This window comes from Vibrio rumoiensis, from assembly GCF_002218045.2.
GTDB lineage: Bacteria > Pseudomonadota > Gammaproteobacteria > Enterobacterales > Vibrionaceae > Vibrio > Vibrio rumoiensis.
In genome coordinates this window covers 1,506,039-1,521,199 of sequence record NZ_AP018685.1, presented here as the reverse complement: position 1 = coordinate 1,521,199, position 15,161 = coordinate 1,506,039, and the positions used below count along the sequence as shown (strand labels likewise).

Sequence of the window (15,161 nt, the reverse complement as noted above, 5' to 3'; positions counted from 1 at the left end):
GAAGTTAAGACACCAAAGATTCTACATATTGATAAACGGCTTTGAGAGTATCGATTTTGGCCGCATCACTTTCGTGTTCATGAGCCAAGTTTTCAAGATTAAGCATGTATTCTTCGATATTGCTTTCATAGTATTCACGGCAATGCGCCAACCATTTCTGCTGTTCGGATTCGGTTAATGTCCACGGGAAGTTTCGAGCGCGATATCGGAACAAAAGTGGTTCAATGCGAGCATCTTTAACCGATAAACCTAACCCTGCTAGCTTCTCCGGTTCCGTTTCCCGAATGATATCAATGGTTGCCTTATCGGCCGGTGAGAAGAAGCCGCTATAGAGCTGAGTATCAACGTTATTATCCTCGGCAAACTCACGTTCGATATTGTAAATCGCGATCAGTTTTTCTCTGATCTCTGGATGCGATTTTAAAAGCGCGAGATTGTCTAAGCATTGTTTACGGTCAATGCCAATACGCTCAGCATTTTCTGCCGTGAGGGTTTTCGCTGGAGCGAGAACTGGGCACTTATTTAAATGAACCAGCTTTAATGGCACCGGGAGTTCGTCAGGAGCCAGATCATCACGCTTCGTGTATAAACGTTGATGCAAGGCTTCGGCATCAAGTTCGATAAGCGGAGTAGGATCCATTGCAAGGTTCACGGTAATCACCGCGTTATTATTGGTTGGATGCCACGCCATTGGAACGATCCAGCTGATATTGGAACACTGAACGCCGAACATGCCTGAAACATGTACCAAGGGTGTCATATTAACAATATCAACCAGTTCATTGAGTTTACGCTTGTGGCGCATGCTTAATAAGTAATTGAACAGTTTTGGTTGGGCTTGTTTGATTTTCTTAGCCAGTTCAATGGTCGCAATGACATCCGCCATCGCATCATGCGCGTTGCTGTGCTCAATACCATTGGCAACTGACAGGTGTTCTAGTTTAAAGCTTGGAAAACCTTCCTCATTTTCTGGCCAGTTAATACCGTCTGGGCGCAATGCATAACAAGTACGCATAATATCCAGCAAATCCCAGCGAGAATTACCATTTTGCCATGACCACGCATACGGATCGTAAAAGTTACGATAAAGGGTATAACGGGTCACTTCATCATCAAAGCGGATACTGTTGTAGCCAAGAGAAATGGTATTTGGTGTCGAAAGTTCGTTATGGATGCGACGAATAAACTCTGGCTCAGGTAGGCCATCTTTCACCGCTTTTTGAGGTTTGATGCCGGTAATTAACGCCGCTTCTGGAGAGGGTAAATAGTCACTCGGTGGTTGACAATAAATCACCAAAGGCTCGCCGATGATATTAAAGTCCATATCGGTACGCACACCAGCAAATTGACTTGGTCGATCTTTGGCTGGACTAACACCCCATGTTTCATAATCTAGAAAAAAGAAGGTTGGGGCGTTTTCGTTACTCATGGGAACTTCCAGAAAGTTATTGTCTTTAATATCGGTATATTACCCCTAAGTACAACGTAAAGAAATGGCTTCCCGTTTTTTAGGCCAGTTTTTATCTATGGTGTCATGGTTCATTTTTAGCAATGTTTTCGTCTCATATAACACGGAATCTCAAACGAGAATCGCATCTCACCGCTCTCAGAATACATGTTAATTGGAAAGCGCAAATAGAAGTGGATATCTAGCTCTGTGTATTTATACAGTTATAATGCCATTTTTCAGCTTTTAAGAAACGCAGCGTGAAAGCGAGAACTATTCTCTAGAGAGTGCTTATCAAATTAAATCATAACCAATTGTTCATTAATGATATTTTTTGTTAATGGCGCGTTCATCACTGTAACCATTGGCTCGCTAAACCCAGTTCTCGCTTTCTACATTGCATAAAATCGGCTAATTGCTTTTAAAAATCCATCATTAGAGTATCTTATGGTGATAAATGAATGGATTAGCAGTGAACGTGTTGAAAAAATCTCCGGGTTTATCCGTGTTTCTTGCTAATACACTGTTATGTGAATTGGAGAAATTGAGTATATGAAGAAGTTTATAGCTATATTTATAGCACTCTTTTGTCTAGCCTCGACTGGTGCTCAAGCTAATGATCATCAGTTAAAACAAGCATATGAAAATCATCAAAGTGATGTTCAAGTTCAAGGCTCAGGCACAGTAATTCGCTTGCTACGTGATGACAACGAAGGAAGTAGGCATCAAAAGTTTATTTTAAAGCTGGACAGTAAACAGACCTTACTTTTTGCTCACAATATTGATTTGGCTCCTAGAATTCCAAACCTAAAAGTGGGCGATCGAGTTCAGTTTTACGGTGAATATGAATGGAATAAAAAAGGTGGTGTTATGCACTGGACACACCATGACCCAAACAATAGACACCCGCACGGTTGGTTAAAGCACAACGGTAAGACGTACGAGTAAAAATTCACATAACAAAGCATTTAAGAGTGATTCGCAACGCTTGGCAGTTTCGCTTCGCTCAAGTATAGCCAAGCGCCGCTCACACCTTAATGCGGCGTTATGGCGCGGGGCAAAATTCAGCTAAGGGAACTAGATGAGTGATAAAGTTAAAGTAGCCTTGCAGTGGCTCAAAGAAATCTTGGATACAGAGGTTGTGGAGTATCAAATAGTAGGTGGATTAGCGGCAACTATTCATGGTGGAAGCCGGGAAGTCGCAGATATCGATCTTTATATTCGAAATTCAGACGCAGACAAAGTGTTATCGCATGTATCAAAATACATATCCAAGCCGTTAACTCATTATGCCGAATATGGTTGGGATTTAGAGTATTTCCAATTGGTTTACCAAAATCAAAAAATTGAAGTCGGTTTGTCTGAACATACGAAGATACAATCACATCAAGATGGCTCTTGGCACCAGTTTGATATCTACTTTTCAGAATCAGTTATTAAAAATTATCAAGGTATCGAGTTGCCAGTTATCCCGATTCATCGTTTAGTCGAGTACAAGCGGATATTGGGTAGGGAAGTAGATCAAATTGACATCCAAGAGCTAACGTTGAGTGGTGCGCCATAACAAACAATTTAAGAGTGATTCAGCACGCGTGGCATTTTTACTATGCGTTAGTTTTAGTGATTAAGGCGGTATGCGGTTACATCGGTATTGCGTGCTTCACACCTTAATTGGGCGTTAGCAGTTCAAAGGGTACGATATGATCGAAAGGAAGCGTGGAATTTATAATGGACGAAATAAGTCGTCTGCATACAAAGATTTAGTTTGGACTGTTGCTACATCGGCAGACACAAGCTTGGATATTTGTGGTCAAACTCAATTGGCGCTACAAACAATCGATAGTAATTTAGCCGAGTTTGGATCAGACAAAACTCAGATTGTTAGTACTCAGGTCTACATCGCGAATATGGCCGATAAACCCAAGATGGATAAGATTTGGTGTGAGTGGGCTGGTGACAACCCTGACAATTGGCCCCAACGAGCTTGTTTAGGTGTAGATCTTGAAGGTGATGTACTTATTGAGGTGACAGTTACAGCTGTACGCAATTAGAACCGTGCTAACAAACGAATATGGCGTCAATAATTAATTTTTAGCGATATTTTCATCCCACATGACGCCATCTCTTAGCATCGAATTTAAGATAACAACCATCTTTCGAATACAAGCTATGATGGCGACTTTCTTGGGCTTTCTTTGGTTATCGTCGCTACACCGATAATAGAAGCTGCTTGCTTAATTGAAAGCATAGCTTCTGATACCAGAGTAGGAATAAACGATCTGACACGGCTAGATTAAGGCGCGACAGAGAGTTTGGCGCGAATGAAATCACTGTGATTAACATAAAGCAGTTCGGCGACCTTACGGATGATCGCTTCTTCGATAGGGTCAAGGTGGTTGTCTGCATAGGCCACTTGCCACATCGATTGAATCAGTTCAAAACGTTGTTGGTGCTCTAAATCACGTAGTTGATCGGTAAACTCATAAAGTGAGGCCGAGCTTTCTGAACGCAGGGCAGCGTCTTGTAATAAGGTTTCGGCATCGGTTTCCGTTAAAGAAAGCAGCTTACTTAACATTTGTATTTTGGTGGCTTGTTCTTGTTCATCAACAGAGTGATCCGCTTGTGAAACCTGACACAATAACGCCGCAATCGCTAAATTGCTATCAACGCCTTGATTTTCTTGTGTATTTTCGTCAACGAGTTGATTAAAGAAGCTCTTTAAAGATTGAATCATAATTACCTTCATACTGTTTGTTATCAATACACCCTAAAACTTTGACATTAAAAATCAAGAAAAGTCTGCATTCATTCACAATGATTTAGCGGTATAATGCCGTTTTAGTCACCCAGTTTGGAACACCATGTTTGATATAAATAGTACGGTATTATTAGCAATGGGGATGATTTTCCTCGGCTCATTTGTACAAAGTGCCATTGGATTTGGGTTGGCAGTGGTCGCCGCGCCATTATTATTCTTAATTTCACCTCAATATGTTCCTGCTCCAATTGTGATGGTGGCTTTATTTAACTCACTTTTTAACGCTTATAAATATCGCAATAACATCTCGATTGGCGGGTTGAAAATGGCGATTTATGGGCGAGTGCCCGGTTCAGTGGCGGGTGGGGTATTGTTGCTTTACGTGTCCAGTTCTATTCTCTCTCTATGGTTGGGTGGAATGGTGCTGCTGGCGGTTTTAATCAGTTTGACTCCAATCCGTTTTGAGCCGACGCCGAAACGCATGGCGTTGGCTGGGTTCTTTTCTGGATTTATGGGCACAAGCTCCAGTATTGGTGGCCCGCCGATGGCATTGATTTTACAACATCAAGATGCCTCATCGTTACGTGGTAACTTGGCGGCATTCTTTGTGTTTAGTTCGCTTATTTCGTTAACCGTTCAATACTTTATTGGCTATCTCACCTGGGACCACGTTGTGCTAACGTTGCCGCTATTGCCGATGGGATGGCTAGGTTATGTTGCTGCACAAATGGTCGTGAAATATGTCTCTAAAGAGTGGATCCGTATCTTTACGTTAGTGCTGTGTTTAGCGAGCGCCGCTACCGCGATCATACGAGGTTTGCAGTGAGTGATTTGCGTCTTTGTTACCTAGATAAATCCACGCTCATTGCTTAGATCTCAATGCACCCTGTGTTACAATCTTGACAATTCTCTTTTTTATTTATGAGCGTTGAGTGATTTTTCTCAACGTTCACCCATCGTTTCAATAGGAATCGTTTTGAACAATCCTCATGATAGCGCCCATTCTTCCTCGCATTCTCACTCTTCACCTTCAGAGAATAGCGTACAGGGCAATACCGCGAGCAGCCTTCGTGCCGCGTTAAAAGATTGTATGATCCGTGATCGCTTTCGTTTAAGTAAGCGTATTCATGGTGCCAGTAAGATTAAGAAGCCAGAAGCCAAGGCGGCGGTATTTGATGAAATCGCGATGGATATTGCTAAGTCGATGATGGTGGTGCAAAACCGTCGCTTGCATAAACCACACATTGAATATCCTGAAAACTTACCGGTTAGCCAGAAGCGTGATGACATTGCCGAGGCGATTGCCAATCACCAAGTGGTGATCATTGCTGGTGAAACAGGCTCAGGTAAAACGACCCAGATCCCTAAGATTTGCAGTGAATTAGGTCGTGGTCGTGCTGGTTTGATTGGCCACACGCAGCCACGTCGCTTAGCGGCGCGCTCGGTAGCTTCTCGTATCGCTGAAGAAATGCAAACCCCGATGGGCGAGTATGTCGGTTATAAAGTCCGTTTTAACGATCAAATATCGGATAATACGCAAATTAAGTTAATGACAGACGGTATTTTACTGGCTGAAATTCAACACGATCGTTTTTTAAATCAATACGATACGATTATTATCGATGAAGCGCACGAACGTAGCTTGAATATTGATTTCATCATGGGTTACTTGAAAGAGTTACTACCAAAACGCCCAGATCTTAAAATCATTATTACTTCGGCCACCATTGACCCTGAACGTTTCTCTAATCATTTTGATAAAGCGCCAATCATTGAGGTTTCTGGTCGTACTTATCCGGTGGATGTGCGCTATCGTCCGCTCAACCCTGACGATGCTGACCAAGACCTTGATCAATTAGAAGGTATTTTCCAAGCGGTTGATGAACTGTGTGACGAGCCGGGGCTAGGTGACATTCTGATCTTTATGAATGGTGAACGTGAAATTCGCGATACGGCGGATGCGTTATCTAAACGTGCCCTTAGTCACCGAAATATGAGAGATACCGAAATTGTGCCTTTGTATGCACGCTTATCCTCAGCCGAGCAAAACCGCATATTTCAATCTCATACTGGCCGTCGAATCGTACTGGCGACCAACGTGGCGGAAACTTCATTAACGGTTCCGGGCATCAAATACGTGATTGACCCGGGTACTGCGCGTATCAGTCGTTACAGTTATCGAACCAAAGTACAACGCTTGCCAATTGAACCCATTTCACAAGCCAGTGCCAATCAGCGTAAAGGGCGTTGTGGCCGTGTCAGTGAAGGTATTTGTATTCGTTTGTATTCGGAAGAGGATTTTAACTCTCGCCCTGAATTTACCGATCCTGAAATTCTGCGTACCAATCTAGCTTCGGTTATTTTGCAAATGACTTCATTAGGGCTCGGTGATATCGAAGCTTTCCCATTTGTAGAGGCGCCGGATAAACGTAATATCCAAGATGGGGTACGTTTACTTGAAGAGCTTGGTGCGATTAACCCTAATGCCAACGATCCTAAAAAACGTTTAACCGCAACAGGGCGTAAATTAGCGCGTTTGCCAATTGATCCACGTTTGGCGCGCATGGTGTTGGAATCGGTTAAATACAACTGTTTGCAAGAAGTGATGATTATCGCTTCAGCGCTTTCTATTCAAGATCCAAGGGAGCGTCCAAGCGATAAGCAACAAAGTTCGGATGACAAGCACAAACGTTTCTTCCATGAAGAATCCGATTTCTTCACGTTCGTCAATGTGTGGAATTACATTAAAGAGCAACAAAAGGCCTTATCAAGCAACCAATTCCGTAAGCAATGTAAGCAGGATTATTTGAACTACTTACGCGTTCGTGAATGGCAAGATGTGTATTTCCAACTGCATCAAGCGATGAGAGAGATGGATGCCAAACTCAATATTGAAGCGGCGGGTTACCAATCGGTACATACTGCGCTATTAGTCGGCTTACTCTCGCATATTGGTGTGAAAGATACGGAGAAAAATGAATATCAAGGTGCTCGTAATGCCCGTTTTCATATCTTCCCAGCATCAGGGCTATTTAAAAAACAGCCGAAATGGATCATGTCGGCGGAATTGGTCGAAACCTCAAAACTTTGGGGGCGAATCATTGCTAAAATTCAGCCCGAGTGGATTGAACCTCTCGCTCCACATTTAATTAAGCGCAGCTACAGTGAACCTCATTGGTCGAAGAAGCAAGCGGCCGTGATCGCTTCGGAAAAAGTGATGCTGTATGGCATTCCGATTGTGCCTAAACGTAATGTGAATTATGGACCGATTGATCCGGTTGTTAGCCGTGAAATTTTTATTCGTAGCGCTTTGGTGGAAGGTGATTGGGAAACCAAACATAAATTTTTCCATCAGAACCGTAAGCTATTACGAGAAGTTGAAGAGCTTGAACATAAATCGCGTCGCCGTGATATTTTGGTCGATGATGATGAGCTGTTCAATTTCTACGATCAGCGTGTTAGTACTGACGTAGTATCAGGCCGCCATTTTGATTCATGGTGGAAAAAAGCCAGCATCGATACCCCTGAATTGCTCGACTTTGAAAAAGAGATGTTACTTCAAGGGGATGCGAGTCATGTGACCGACTTGGATTACCCGAATTTCTGGCATCAAAATGGCTTGAAACTCAAGCTGAGCTATCAATTTGAGCCCGGTCAGGACAATGACGGCGTTACGGTACATATTCCGCTACCAATACTTAACCAAGTGAGCCCTGATGGCTTTGATTGGCAGATACCGGGATTACGCCATGAGTTAGTGGTGAGTTTGATCAAATCACTTCCGAAAGGGTTACGCCGTAACTTTGTGCCGGCGCCAAACTATGCAGATGCGTTCCTATCTCGTGTGACTCCAATGGAAATGCCCATCTTAGATGCGTTAGAAAAAGAGCTACGCCGAATGACGGGTGTAGAAGTGAAGCGAGAAGATTGGCAACTTGAACAAATTCCTGATCACCTAAAAGTGACATTCCGTGCAGTCGATCATCGTAAACGTAAACTCAAAGAACATTATGATTTATATGAGCTTAAAGAGAGCCTAAAAGATAAAGTGCAAGAAACCTTATCGAAAGTGGCTGACGATGATATTGAACAACAAGGTCTTCATACTTGGAGTTTTGGTGAATTGCCAAGGGTGTATCAACAAAAACGTGGTGGTTTTGAAGTTAAAGCTTTCCCCGCATTAGTCGATGCTAAAGACAGTGTTGAAATCAAGTTATTTGAGACCGAACAAGAGCAGCAACAGGCGATGCGAGCAGGACAACGTCGTTTAGTGTTGCTCAATGTCCCATCGCCGATTAAATACTTACACAGCAATTTACCGAACAAATCAAAGTTAGGACTGTATTTTAACCCGTACGGTAAAGTCTTAGATTTAATTGATGATTGTATTGCCTGTGGCGTAGATAAATTGATCGAAGAAAAGGGCGGCCTAGTATGGCAGCCAGAGCAATTTGAGGCGTTAAAAGAACATGTACGCGCCGAGCTTGGTGATACAGTTGTCGATATTGCGCAGCAAGTGGAAACGATTTTAACGACCGCTTTCAACATCAATAAAAAGTTAAAAGGGAAAGTCGATTTTTCAATGGCGTTTGCGCTATCAGATATTAAAGCGCAAGTAGAGGGGTTAATTTTTAAAGGGTTTGCCACCGAGTGTGGTTGGAAACGACTGCCTGATATTTTGCGTTATATGAAAGCGATAGAGCGCAGAATGGAGAAGCTGCCGATTGATTCGAATAAAGACCGTTTACATATGCTTAAAATTGAAGCGGTAGTAAAAGACTATAAAGAGCTGCTGAATAAGATTCCGAAAGGACTGGAAGTGCCTGATAACGTCAAAGAGATCCGTTGGATGATTGAAGAGTTGCGAGTGAGTTACTTTGCTCAACAATTAGGCACACCGTATCCGGTTTCTGATAAACGGGTGAAAAATGCAATCGATGCCTGTTAATGAACAGGTTAAGGATTTTCTTACTTTTTGTGTGGTTTTTGTAAGTAAACATTGAGATAGGCAATAATTTAAGTTTTTTACTTGATTTTGTAAGCCATCTCACTAATCATGCGCAATAAGTTTGAAATATGGACTCTGTGGTAATACAGAATTCATAAATATAAAATCGAAGGATTCGAAGGTATTACGATGAAAAAAACACTTTTAGCTTTGGCTTTAATGGGAGCGGCGTCACCAGCATTAGCGGATTCATGGCTTTATGCTGGCGTAAACTACGGTACGGCTGATTTTACGGATTCTAGTGCAGGTAATGAAGGCACTTATGGACTGAATGTTGGTACTGGCATTCTACCTTTTATTGGTGTTGAAGCTGGCTACTGGGATTTAGGTGATATTGCCGGTTCTGATCTAAAGACCGTTTATGCTGCGATTAAGCCAAGCATTAATGTCGGTCCACTTGAGTTTTACGGTAAATTAGGTGCTAACAAATATGATGTTGGTTCTGGCCGTGAATTCAAAGATGATGATGGTTATGATTTCATGTATGGCGCTGGTGTTGAATACACAGTATTAGATGGTATTCCTCTAGGCTCGTTGTCACTTGGTCTTGCTTATAATCACTTTGGCTTTGATAAGTTTGACGCAAATACTTACTCATTAAGCGCAACATTCCATTTCTTATAAGCTTTGAATCTACTTAATAGCAAGAGCCTCGATATTAAACGTATCGAGGCTCTTTTTATTTTTTGGTTATTTTGTCATAAAGCAGAATTAGAAGCGGTAGGCGAGGCCAAGTGCTAGGGACGAAGACACTAAAGAATAAGCATCACCATCCTTGTCTTCTTCTTCACTAAAGAATAAGTCACCTTGATATATCGCTCGGATTGCCAAATTAGGTAGGCTGATTGGTGAATATTCAACACCTGTACCAAAGTGGAACCCAATATTCTCTTTACTTGCATCACTATCAATGTAAGCAAGACCAGGTAGGGCAAATATACGAATGCCATTGTCAAAGGTATAACCGATATTCGCTGCCAGTGAGACACTTTTTACGGATGTACTATCTTTATATCCACTATATTTTTCTTTGATATCTATATCACCATAGTCTATATAGTTAGCTTCAACTCCGACAATGCGGTTAAAGTAGTAACCACCGTAAATTTGATAATTATTGTCATCTGTACCAATATCGAAATCGACTTTGTTGCCATCTATATAATTAGGCAAATCTTTTTCTAGGCCACCATCACTAAAATATGACTTACCATAACCTGCACCAAGGTAAAAACCAGAAAATTCACGATTGGTTGTATCCGTATCTGCTGCTAGAGTAGGCGCTGCGATAGGTAAAGTCGTGCTAAACAAACAAAGCGCTAATTTTAAATTCTTCATATATTTCTCTCTGAAATTCAATGAGATCAACATATCACTGTGGTGGTTAGTTTGTAATTAAATATTAAACCTGATTTCAGATAATAACTGCGACATTCATGGAATGGTGTAGAAGAGGAAGCCAACTGCTGAAAGTGGTACGCTCTTCTCGCCAAAGAAACAAGCGGACTACCATGAATTATCAGCAGTTGACCGAGGGAAGACGATACCAGATTTCTGCCCTTTTAGAACAGGGAATTTCAATTTCTGAAATTGCCAAAACCGTAAAATGTCACCGCTCAACTCTCTATAGAGAGTTGAGACGATGCGGTACAAAAGAACAATATTCACCAGATACAGCCCAGCAACTATCTAGGGCAAAGCGATTAAACGCATCTAAGTATCGAGTACCGCAACAACGTGTGGAATTTATTGAGTTTTTAATAACGCAAGACTGGAGTCCAGAGCAAATATCTCACGTTCTTACTCGTATTGGAGAAAAAGTCAGTCATGAATGGATTTACCGTTTTATTGCCTGCAATAAACGGCAAGGCGGTAAACTGTTTCGTCATTTACGCCAAGGTCATAAACGCTATAGAAGAGGCAAGAAAGATAAAGCTCCCGCAATAAAAAATGCCATTTCAATAGATGAAAGACCCAAAGATGTCGATAATCGTACACGTTTTGGTGATTGGGAAATTGATACAGTTCTTGGTAAACATGGTACGGGCGCTATTGTCACAATCTTAGAGCGAGCCACACGGTTTTATTTAGTAAAAAAAGTGCCTTCAAAATCAGCAGAAGATGTGACCAGAGCGACGATAGACTTATTACGGCCATACAAACGATTTGTTCATACTATAACGGCCGATAATGGCAGAGAATTTGCGGGTCATATGGAAGTAGCACAAGCCTTAGAAACCGATGTGTATTTTGCTCACCCTTATAGTTCTTGGGAGCGCGGTGCTAATGAAAATGCTAATGGCCTGTTGAGACAATATATCAAGAAAGGAACAGATTTACGGTCGGTGAGTGATGATGAAGTTGAGCGAGCCCAACTTCGGATAAATTATCGTCCAAAGAAGTGTTTAGGGTTCAAGCAACCAGCCGTCATTTTTAGCAAAATGATGTTGGCTGCTTGAAATTACAAATGTCGCAGTTCGGAGTTGAATTCGGGACCAAGCATTGATTTGGCGCAATATATATAAGCAATATGAATAAATCAAACATATGGCAAACAAGTTATTATTTTATTGTTAACATACTGTAATATTATCTGTAGCAATATAAACATTATGTTTGCATGTTCGGTGTTTTGTCGATTTAAGGTGTGCCAATGCTTTTACAGTTAGAAGAGGTTGAAGAGCTACGCCAAGCCAAGCAATTATTGGAAAACCCCGGCTTGGCTGCCAAAATGTCCAATGCGATTGGTTCGCCAATAGAGAGTGGTTTGAAATTGTTGCCTCAAAGTTGGAACAGCAGCATTAATGAGGTGACTCAAAAAGCCTTATTAAAAGCTTCTGATGCTGCAATTTATACTATGAAGAGCACTTCTACTGGACTCGCTTCAAATCGACTTCATAAGTTGAGCGTTGCGGTAACCGGCGGTGTTGGTGGATTTTTTGGTGTCGCTGGGATCGCCGTTGAACTGCCTATTTCAACCACGATTATGTTGCGCTCGATTGCGGATATTGCGCGCGCGGAAGGGGAATCCGTTTCTGATCTAGAGACCAAATTAGCTTGTTTGGAAGTGTTTGCACTCGGTGGCAAGAGTAAAGAAGATGATGGTGCTGAAAGTGGTTATTATGCAGTAAGAACCGCATTAGCTAAGTCTGTTCTTGATGCTTCTGAGTTTTTAGCTAAAAAAGCCATTACCGATCAAGGTTCGCCGATTCTGGTTAAGTTTACCGCTGAAATAGCCAAACGCTTTGGAATTCAAGTCACTGAAAAGGCGGCTGCGCAAGCGGTACCCGCCATTGGTGCAGCTGGTGGCGCTATTATCAATACGATTTTTATTGGCCATTATCAGGATATGGCAACTGGGCACTTTATTATCCGTCGCCTAGAGAGAGTTTATGGAAAGGAACTCGTGCAGAAAGAGTACAATAAGCTTTAACGATTTATCTCCTATACTGAATAACACTCGATAAAAAGGAGATGATTATGCAAGAGCAAGTACTTGAATTTTGGTTCCAAGTTCTCTCGCCAGAACAATGGTGGGCGAAAGATCCTGAATTAGATGCTTTGATTGAATATAAGTTTGCTCATTTACACCTTCAAGCCGAGCAAGGCGAGTTATATACATGGCGTGCAGAGCCGAAAGGGGCATTGGCTGAAATCATCATACTTGATCAGTTTTCTCGTAATATTTATCGCGATACGCCAAAAGCCTTTGCGAGCGATGCTCAAGCTTTAACCCTCTCTCAGGTGGCGATTAGCCAAGGATTGGATCAGTACCTAAGCCAAGATGAGCGCTTATTCCTCTATTTACCTTATATGCACAGTGAATCCGCTATGATTCATGAAATAGCGATTGGTTTATTCACTGAACTTGGTTTACCATCCAATTTAGATTTTGAATATAAACACAAAGCAATCATTGAGCGCTTTGGCCGTTACCCTCATCGTAATGATATTTTAGGAAGAGCGTCTACCGATGCTGAGGTTGAATTTTTAAAACAACCGGATGCGGGCTTTTAACGCTTAATCTCTCCAATGAATATTCTCATCAAAGTTATGACATGAAATAAGGACCTCGATGGAACCCCAACAACTTGAGCAACAGCTTACGGTGTTACAAAAGCAGGTAGCCACGATGCAAAGTGAGATTCAGTTATTAACTTCTCAAGTTAAGAGTCTTCAATCCTATACACAGGTGGAAGAAAAAGCTGAAAATAAAATGGCGAGACACGAGCCAATAAAAGACTCTCGTCCAAAGAATGAATGGCTAAGAGTGGCGTTGGTTCTTGGTGGGATTCTGTTATGGCTACTGTTAGAGAAAAATCATCTCTTGTAATACTAAAAACCCTGCACCAGTAATGATTGGTGGCAGGGTTTATTATTCGCTAAGTGTCAATGTCGATTATAGATAGCGAGCTTTTAAATGTGCTTTGAAATGTTCGGCATTCAAAGTCTCACCAGTCGCTTGTTTGACTAGTTCATCGGTTGAAAACTGGCTTGCTTTCTTCCAAATATTCTCATCGAGCCAAGCAAATATAAGGCTCAAATCACCTGATTGAATGACTTCTGATACATTCACTTGTTTACGCACACTTGCCATAAATTGCGCGGCGTACATTGCCCCTAGTGTATAACTTGGGAAGTAGCCAAAGGCGCCATCAGTCCAGTGAATATCTTGCATGCAGCCATTTTGATAGTTATCTTTAGTAGATAATCCGAGGTATGACTGCATTTTTTGATCCCATAACTCTGGGACATCTTTATATGAGATGTTGCCATTCATCAAATCACGCTCAATTTCATAACGTAAGATGACATGGGCTGGGTAGGTGAGCTCATCAGCATCGACACGGATAAAGCCTTTTTCTACTCGAGTGTACAGTTTACGGAAATTATCCGCTGAAAACGCAGGCTGATCTTCTGCTTGAAATTCAGCTCTCGCCATTGCTGATAAGTGATTAATGAATTCTGGGCTGCGACCTAGTTGCATTTCAAAAAACAAAGATTGAGATTCATGAATACCCATTGATCTTGCTTCACCTACTGGTAAACCCGCTAATGATGTTGGTAAACCTTGCTCATAACGTGCATGACCTGTTTCATGAATGGTACCCATTAAGGATTGCATTAGGTCATTCTCATCATAACGGGTTGTGATTCGAACATCGGTTGGAACGCCACCACAGAATGGATGAACACTTTCATCTAAGCGGCCATGGTTAAAATCAAATTGCAAAAACTGCATGGCTTTTAAGCCTAATGCTTTTTGCTGAGAACTAGCAAAAGTCCCTTTAGGGTAGATAACGCTTTCTTTATCTTGTTTTTCAATAACGCGATCGACAAGGTTGGGAAGCCATGTTTTCACATTTTCAAATACAACATCTAAAGATTGGCTACTTGTCCCAGGTTCATATAGGGCAAGCATCGCATCATAAGGTGTCGTTCCAAGGCTGTCGGCTCGAATTTGTGCCTCTTGCTGGGAAAGATTAACCACTTCTTGCCAGTTTTGAGCATAGCCATTCCAGTCGTTTTGTTTTCGTTGTGTACGCCATGCATGCTCACATTTCGATCCCGCTAATGATTTTGCCTCAACAAGATCTTTAGGAAGAATTGTCGCTTGCTGCCAGCGCTGTTTCATTTCACGCAAGCTTGATTTTTCGATGGGACTTAATGACTCTTGCTCAGCTTCATGGAACCAGTCCGATAATTGTGGTTCAGTATTGAGTTGGTGAATGAGTACCGATAATTCTGCCATGGCTTTTGAGCGTGCTTCATTGCCACCGTTAGGCATGACGGCTGCTTGATCCCAGCCAGAAATCGCCGCTAAATGGTTAAAGTTGGCTATCTTTTGTGCATGTTGAACTAGCTTTTGATAATGGCTCATAACATTCCTTTATTCATCGGTTTGTGTGTGGCATGGTTTCCTCTTATAACATCTTGAAAAGATCACT

14 protein-coding genes and 1 pseudogene are annotated in these 15,161 nt (G+C 41.8%); 10 read left to right on the top strand and 5 right to left on the bottom strand.

Annotation, left to right across the window (positions count from 1 at the left end; genetic code table 11):
* Positions 1-4: 4 nt before the first annotated feature.
* A complete protein-coding gene (sbcB, locus tag VRUMOI_RS07090) occupies positions 5-1,429 on the bottom strand; it encodes an exodeoxyribonuclease I (RefSeq protein WP_089139832.1) in 1,425 nt (474 codons plus the stop codon).
* Between the two features lie 570 nt (positions 1,430-1,999).
* Here sbcB and VRUMOI_RS07085 point away from each other — a divergent pair.
* The 3 genes from VRUMOI_RS07085 to VRUMOI_RS07070 all read left to right on the top strand — a co-directional run bounded on the left by VRUMOI_RS07085 (position 2,000) and on the right by VRUMOI_RS07070 (position 3,498).
* A complete protein-coding gene (locus tag VRUMOI_RS07085) occupies positions 2,000-2,395 on the top strand; it encodes a DUF3465 domain-containing protein (RefSeq protein WP_089139833.1) in 396 nt (131 codons plus the stop codon).
* 133 nt (positions 2,396-2,528) lie between these two features.
* Positions 2,529-3,011, top strand: a complete 483-nt coding sequence (locus VRUMOI_RS07080; RefSeq protein WP_089139834.1) for a MazG-related protein — start codon at positions 2,529-2,531, stop codon at positions 3,009-3,011.
* Between the two features lie 136 nt (positions 3,012-3,147).
* Positions 3,148-3,498, top strand: coding sequence for a RidA family protein (locus VRUMOI_RS07070; RefSeq protein WP_089139836.1), 351 nt, complete (start codon positions 3,148-3,150; stop codon positions 3,496-3,498).
* 33 nt (positions 3,499-3,531) lie between these two features.
* On the opposite strand, the pseudogene VRUMOI_RS19715 reads toward VRUMOI_RS07070, so the two are convergent.
* Both VRUMOI_RS19715 and VRUMOI_RS07060 read right to left on the bottom strand, forming a co-directional pair.
* Positions 3,532-3,639: pseudogene (locus VRUMOI_RS19715) on the bottom strand (IS110 family transposase); the annotation flags it as partial.
* Positions 3,640-3,740: 101 nt separating this feature from the next.
* Positions 3,741-4,181: a tellurite resistance TerB family protein gene (locus VRUMOI_RS07060; RefSeq protein WP_089139837.1), complete on the bottom strand. Its 441-nt coding sequence runs from the start codon at positions 4,179-4,181 to the stop codon at positions 3,741-3,743.
* Between the two features lie 160 nt (positions 4,182-4,341).
* On the opposite strand from VRUMOI_RS07060, the gene VRUMOI_RS07055 reads away from it, so the two are divergent.
* The 3 genes from VRUMOI_RS07055 to VRUMOI_RS07045 all read left to right on the top strand — a co-directional run bounded on the left by VRUMOI_RS07055 (position 4,342) and on the right by VRUMOI_RS07045 (position 9,837).
* Complete coding sequence (locus tag VRUMOI_RS07055) at positions 4,342-5,031, top strand: sulfite exporter TauE/SafE family protein (RefSeq protein WP_394608105.1); 690 nt, start codon at positions 4,342-4,344, stop codon at positions 5,029-5,031.
* Positions 5,032-5,181: 150 nt separating this feature from the next.
* Positions 5,182-9,153 carry an ATP-dependent RNA helicase HrpA gene (gene hrpA, locus VRUMOI_RS07050; RefSeq protein WP_231897431.1) on the top strand — a complete coding sequence of 1,324 codons (3,972 nt, stop codon included), beginning with the start codon at positions 5,182-5,184 and terminating at the stop codon, positions 9,151-9,153.
* A 189-nt stretch (positions 9,154-9,342) separates the two neighbouring features.
* The gene (locus tag VRUMOI_RS07045) at positions 9,343-9,837 is read left to right on the top strand and encodes an outer membrane beta-barrel protein (RefSeq protein WP_089139839.1); all 495 of its coding nucleotides are present in this window, start codon (positions 9,343-9,345) and stop codon (positions 9,835-9,837) included.
* An 87-nt stretch (positions 9,838-9,924) separates the two neighbouring features.
* Here VRUMOI_RS07045 and VRUMOI_RS07040 read toward each other — a convergent pair whose 3' ends face one another.
* The gene (locus VRUMOI_RS07040) at positions 9,925-10,551 is read right to left on the bottom strand and encodes a porin family protein (RefSeq protein ID WP_162598348.1); all 627 of its coding nucleotides are present in this window, start codon (positions 10,549-10,551) and stop codon (positions 9,925-9,927) included.
* A 173-nt stretch (positions 10,552-10,724) separates the two neighbouring features.
* On the opposite strand from VRUMOI_RS07040, the gene VRUMOI_RS07035 reads away from it, so the two are divergent.
* From VRUMOI_RS07035 to VRUMOI_RS07020, 4 genes are all read left to right on the top strand, one after another.
* Positions 10,725-11,672 carry an IS30 family transposase gene (locus VRUMOI_RS07035; protein ID WP_110410617.1) on the top strand — a complete coding sequence of 316 codons (948 nt, stop codon included), beginning with the start codon at positions 10,725-10,727 and terminating at the stop codon, positions 11,670-11,672.
* Between the two features lie 194 nt (positions 11,673-11,866).
* Positions 11,867-12,646, top strand: coding sequence for an EcsC family protein (locus VRUMOI_RS07030; protein ID WP_089138152.1), 780 nt, complete (start codon positions 11,867-11,869; stop codon positions 12,644-12,646).
* 47 nt (positions 12,647-12,693) lie between these two features.
* The gene (locus VRUMOI_RS07025; protein WP_089138153.1) at positions 12,694-13,230 is read left to right on the top strand and encodes a DUF924 family protein; all 537 of its coding nucleotides are present in this window, start codon (positions 12,694-12,696) and stop codon (positions 13,228-13,230) included.
* Positions 13,231-13,288: 58 nt separating this feature from the next.
* A complete protein-coding gene (locus VRUMOI_RS07020) occupies positions 13,289-13,546 on the top strand; it encodes a hypothetical protein (protein ID WP_089138154.1) in 258 nt (85 codons plus the stop codon).
* A gap of 66 nt (positions 13,547-13,612) precedes the next feature.
* Here the strand turns inward: VRUMOI_RS07020 and VRUMOI_RS07015 are convergent, their stop codons facing one another.
* Positions 13,613-15,094, bottom strand: coding sequence for a carboxypeptidase M32 (locus tag VRUMOI_RS07015; protein WP_089138155.1), 1,482 nt, complete (start codon positions 15,092-15,094; stop codon positions 13,613-13,615).
* Positions 15,095-15,161: the final 67 nt, after the last annotated feature.

What these genes read in the sequence shown, in the direction of transcription:
- sbcB (WP_089139832.1), bottom strand. Translation starts at nt 1,429, where the DNA reads ATGAGTAACGAAAACGCCCCAACCTTCTTTTTTCTAGATTATGAAACA.
- VRUMOI_RS07085 (WP_089139833.1), top strand. Translation starts at nt 2,000, where the DNA reads ATGAAGAAGTTTATAGCTATATTTATAGCACTCTTTTGTCTAGCCTCG.
- VRUMOI_RS07080 (WP_089139834.1), top strand. Translation starts at nt 2,529, where the DNA reads ATGAGTGATAAAGTTAAAGTAGCCTTGCAGTGGCTCAAAGAAATCTTG.
- VRUMOI_RS07070 (WP_089139836.1), top strand. Translation starts at nt 3,148, where the DNA reads ATGATCGAAAGGAAGCGTGGAATTTATAATGGACGAAATAAGTCGTCT.
- VRUMOI_RS07060 (WP_089139837.1), bottom strand. Translation starts at nt 4,181, where the DNA reads ATGATTCAATCTTTAAAGAGCTTCTTTAATCAACTCGTTGACGAAAAT.
- VRUMOI_RS07055 (WP_394608105.1), top strand. Translation starts at nt 4,342, where the DNA reads ATGGGGATGATTTTCCTCGGCTCATTTGTACAAAGTGCCATTGGATTT.
- VRUMOI_RS07045 (WP_089139839.1), top strand. Translation starts at nt 9,343, where the DNA reads ATGAAAAAAACACTTTTAGCTTTGGCTTTAATGGGAGCGGCGTCACCA.
- VRUMOI_RS07040 (WP_162598348.1), bottom strand. Translation starts at nt 10,551, where the DNA reads ATGAAGAATTTAAAATTAGCGCTTTGTTTGTTTAGCACGACTTTACCT.
- VRUMOI_RS07035 (WP_110410617.1), top strand. Translation starts at nt 10,725, where the DNA reads ATGAATTATCAGCAGTTGACCGAGGGAAGACGATACCAGATTTCTGCC.
- VRUMOI_RS07030 (WP_089138152.1), top strand. Translation starts at nt 11,867, where the DNA reads ATGCTTTTACAGTTAGAAGAGGTTGAAGAGCTACGCCAAGCCAAGCAA.
- VRUMOI_RS07025 (WP_089138153.1), top strand. Translation starts at nt 12,694, where the DNA reads ATGCAAGAGCAAGTACTTGAATTTTGGTTCCAAGTTCTCTCGCCAGAA.
- VRUMOI_RS07020 (WP_089138154.1), top strand. Translation starts at nt 13,289, where the DNA reads ATGGAACCCCAACAACTTGAGCAACAGCTTACGGTGTTACAAAAGCAG.
- VRUMOI_RS07015 (WP_089138155.1), bottom strand. Translation starts at nt 15,094, where the DNA reads ATGAGCCATTATCAAAAGCTAGTTCAACATGCACAAAAGATAGCCAAC.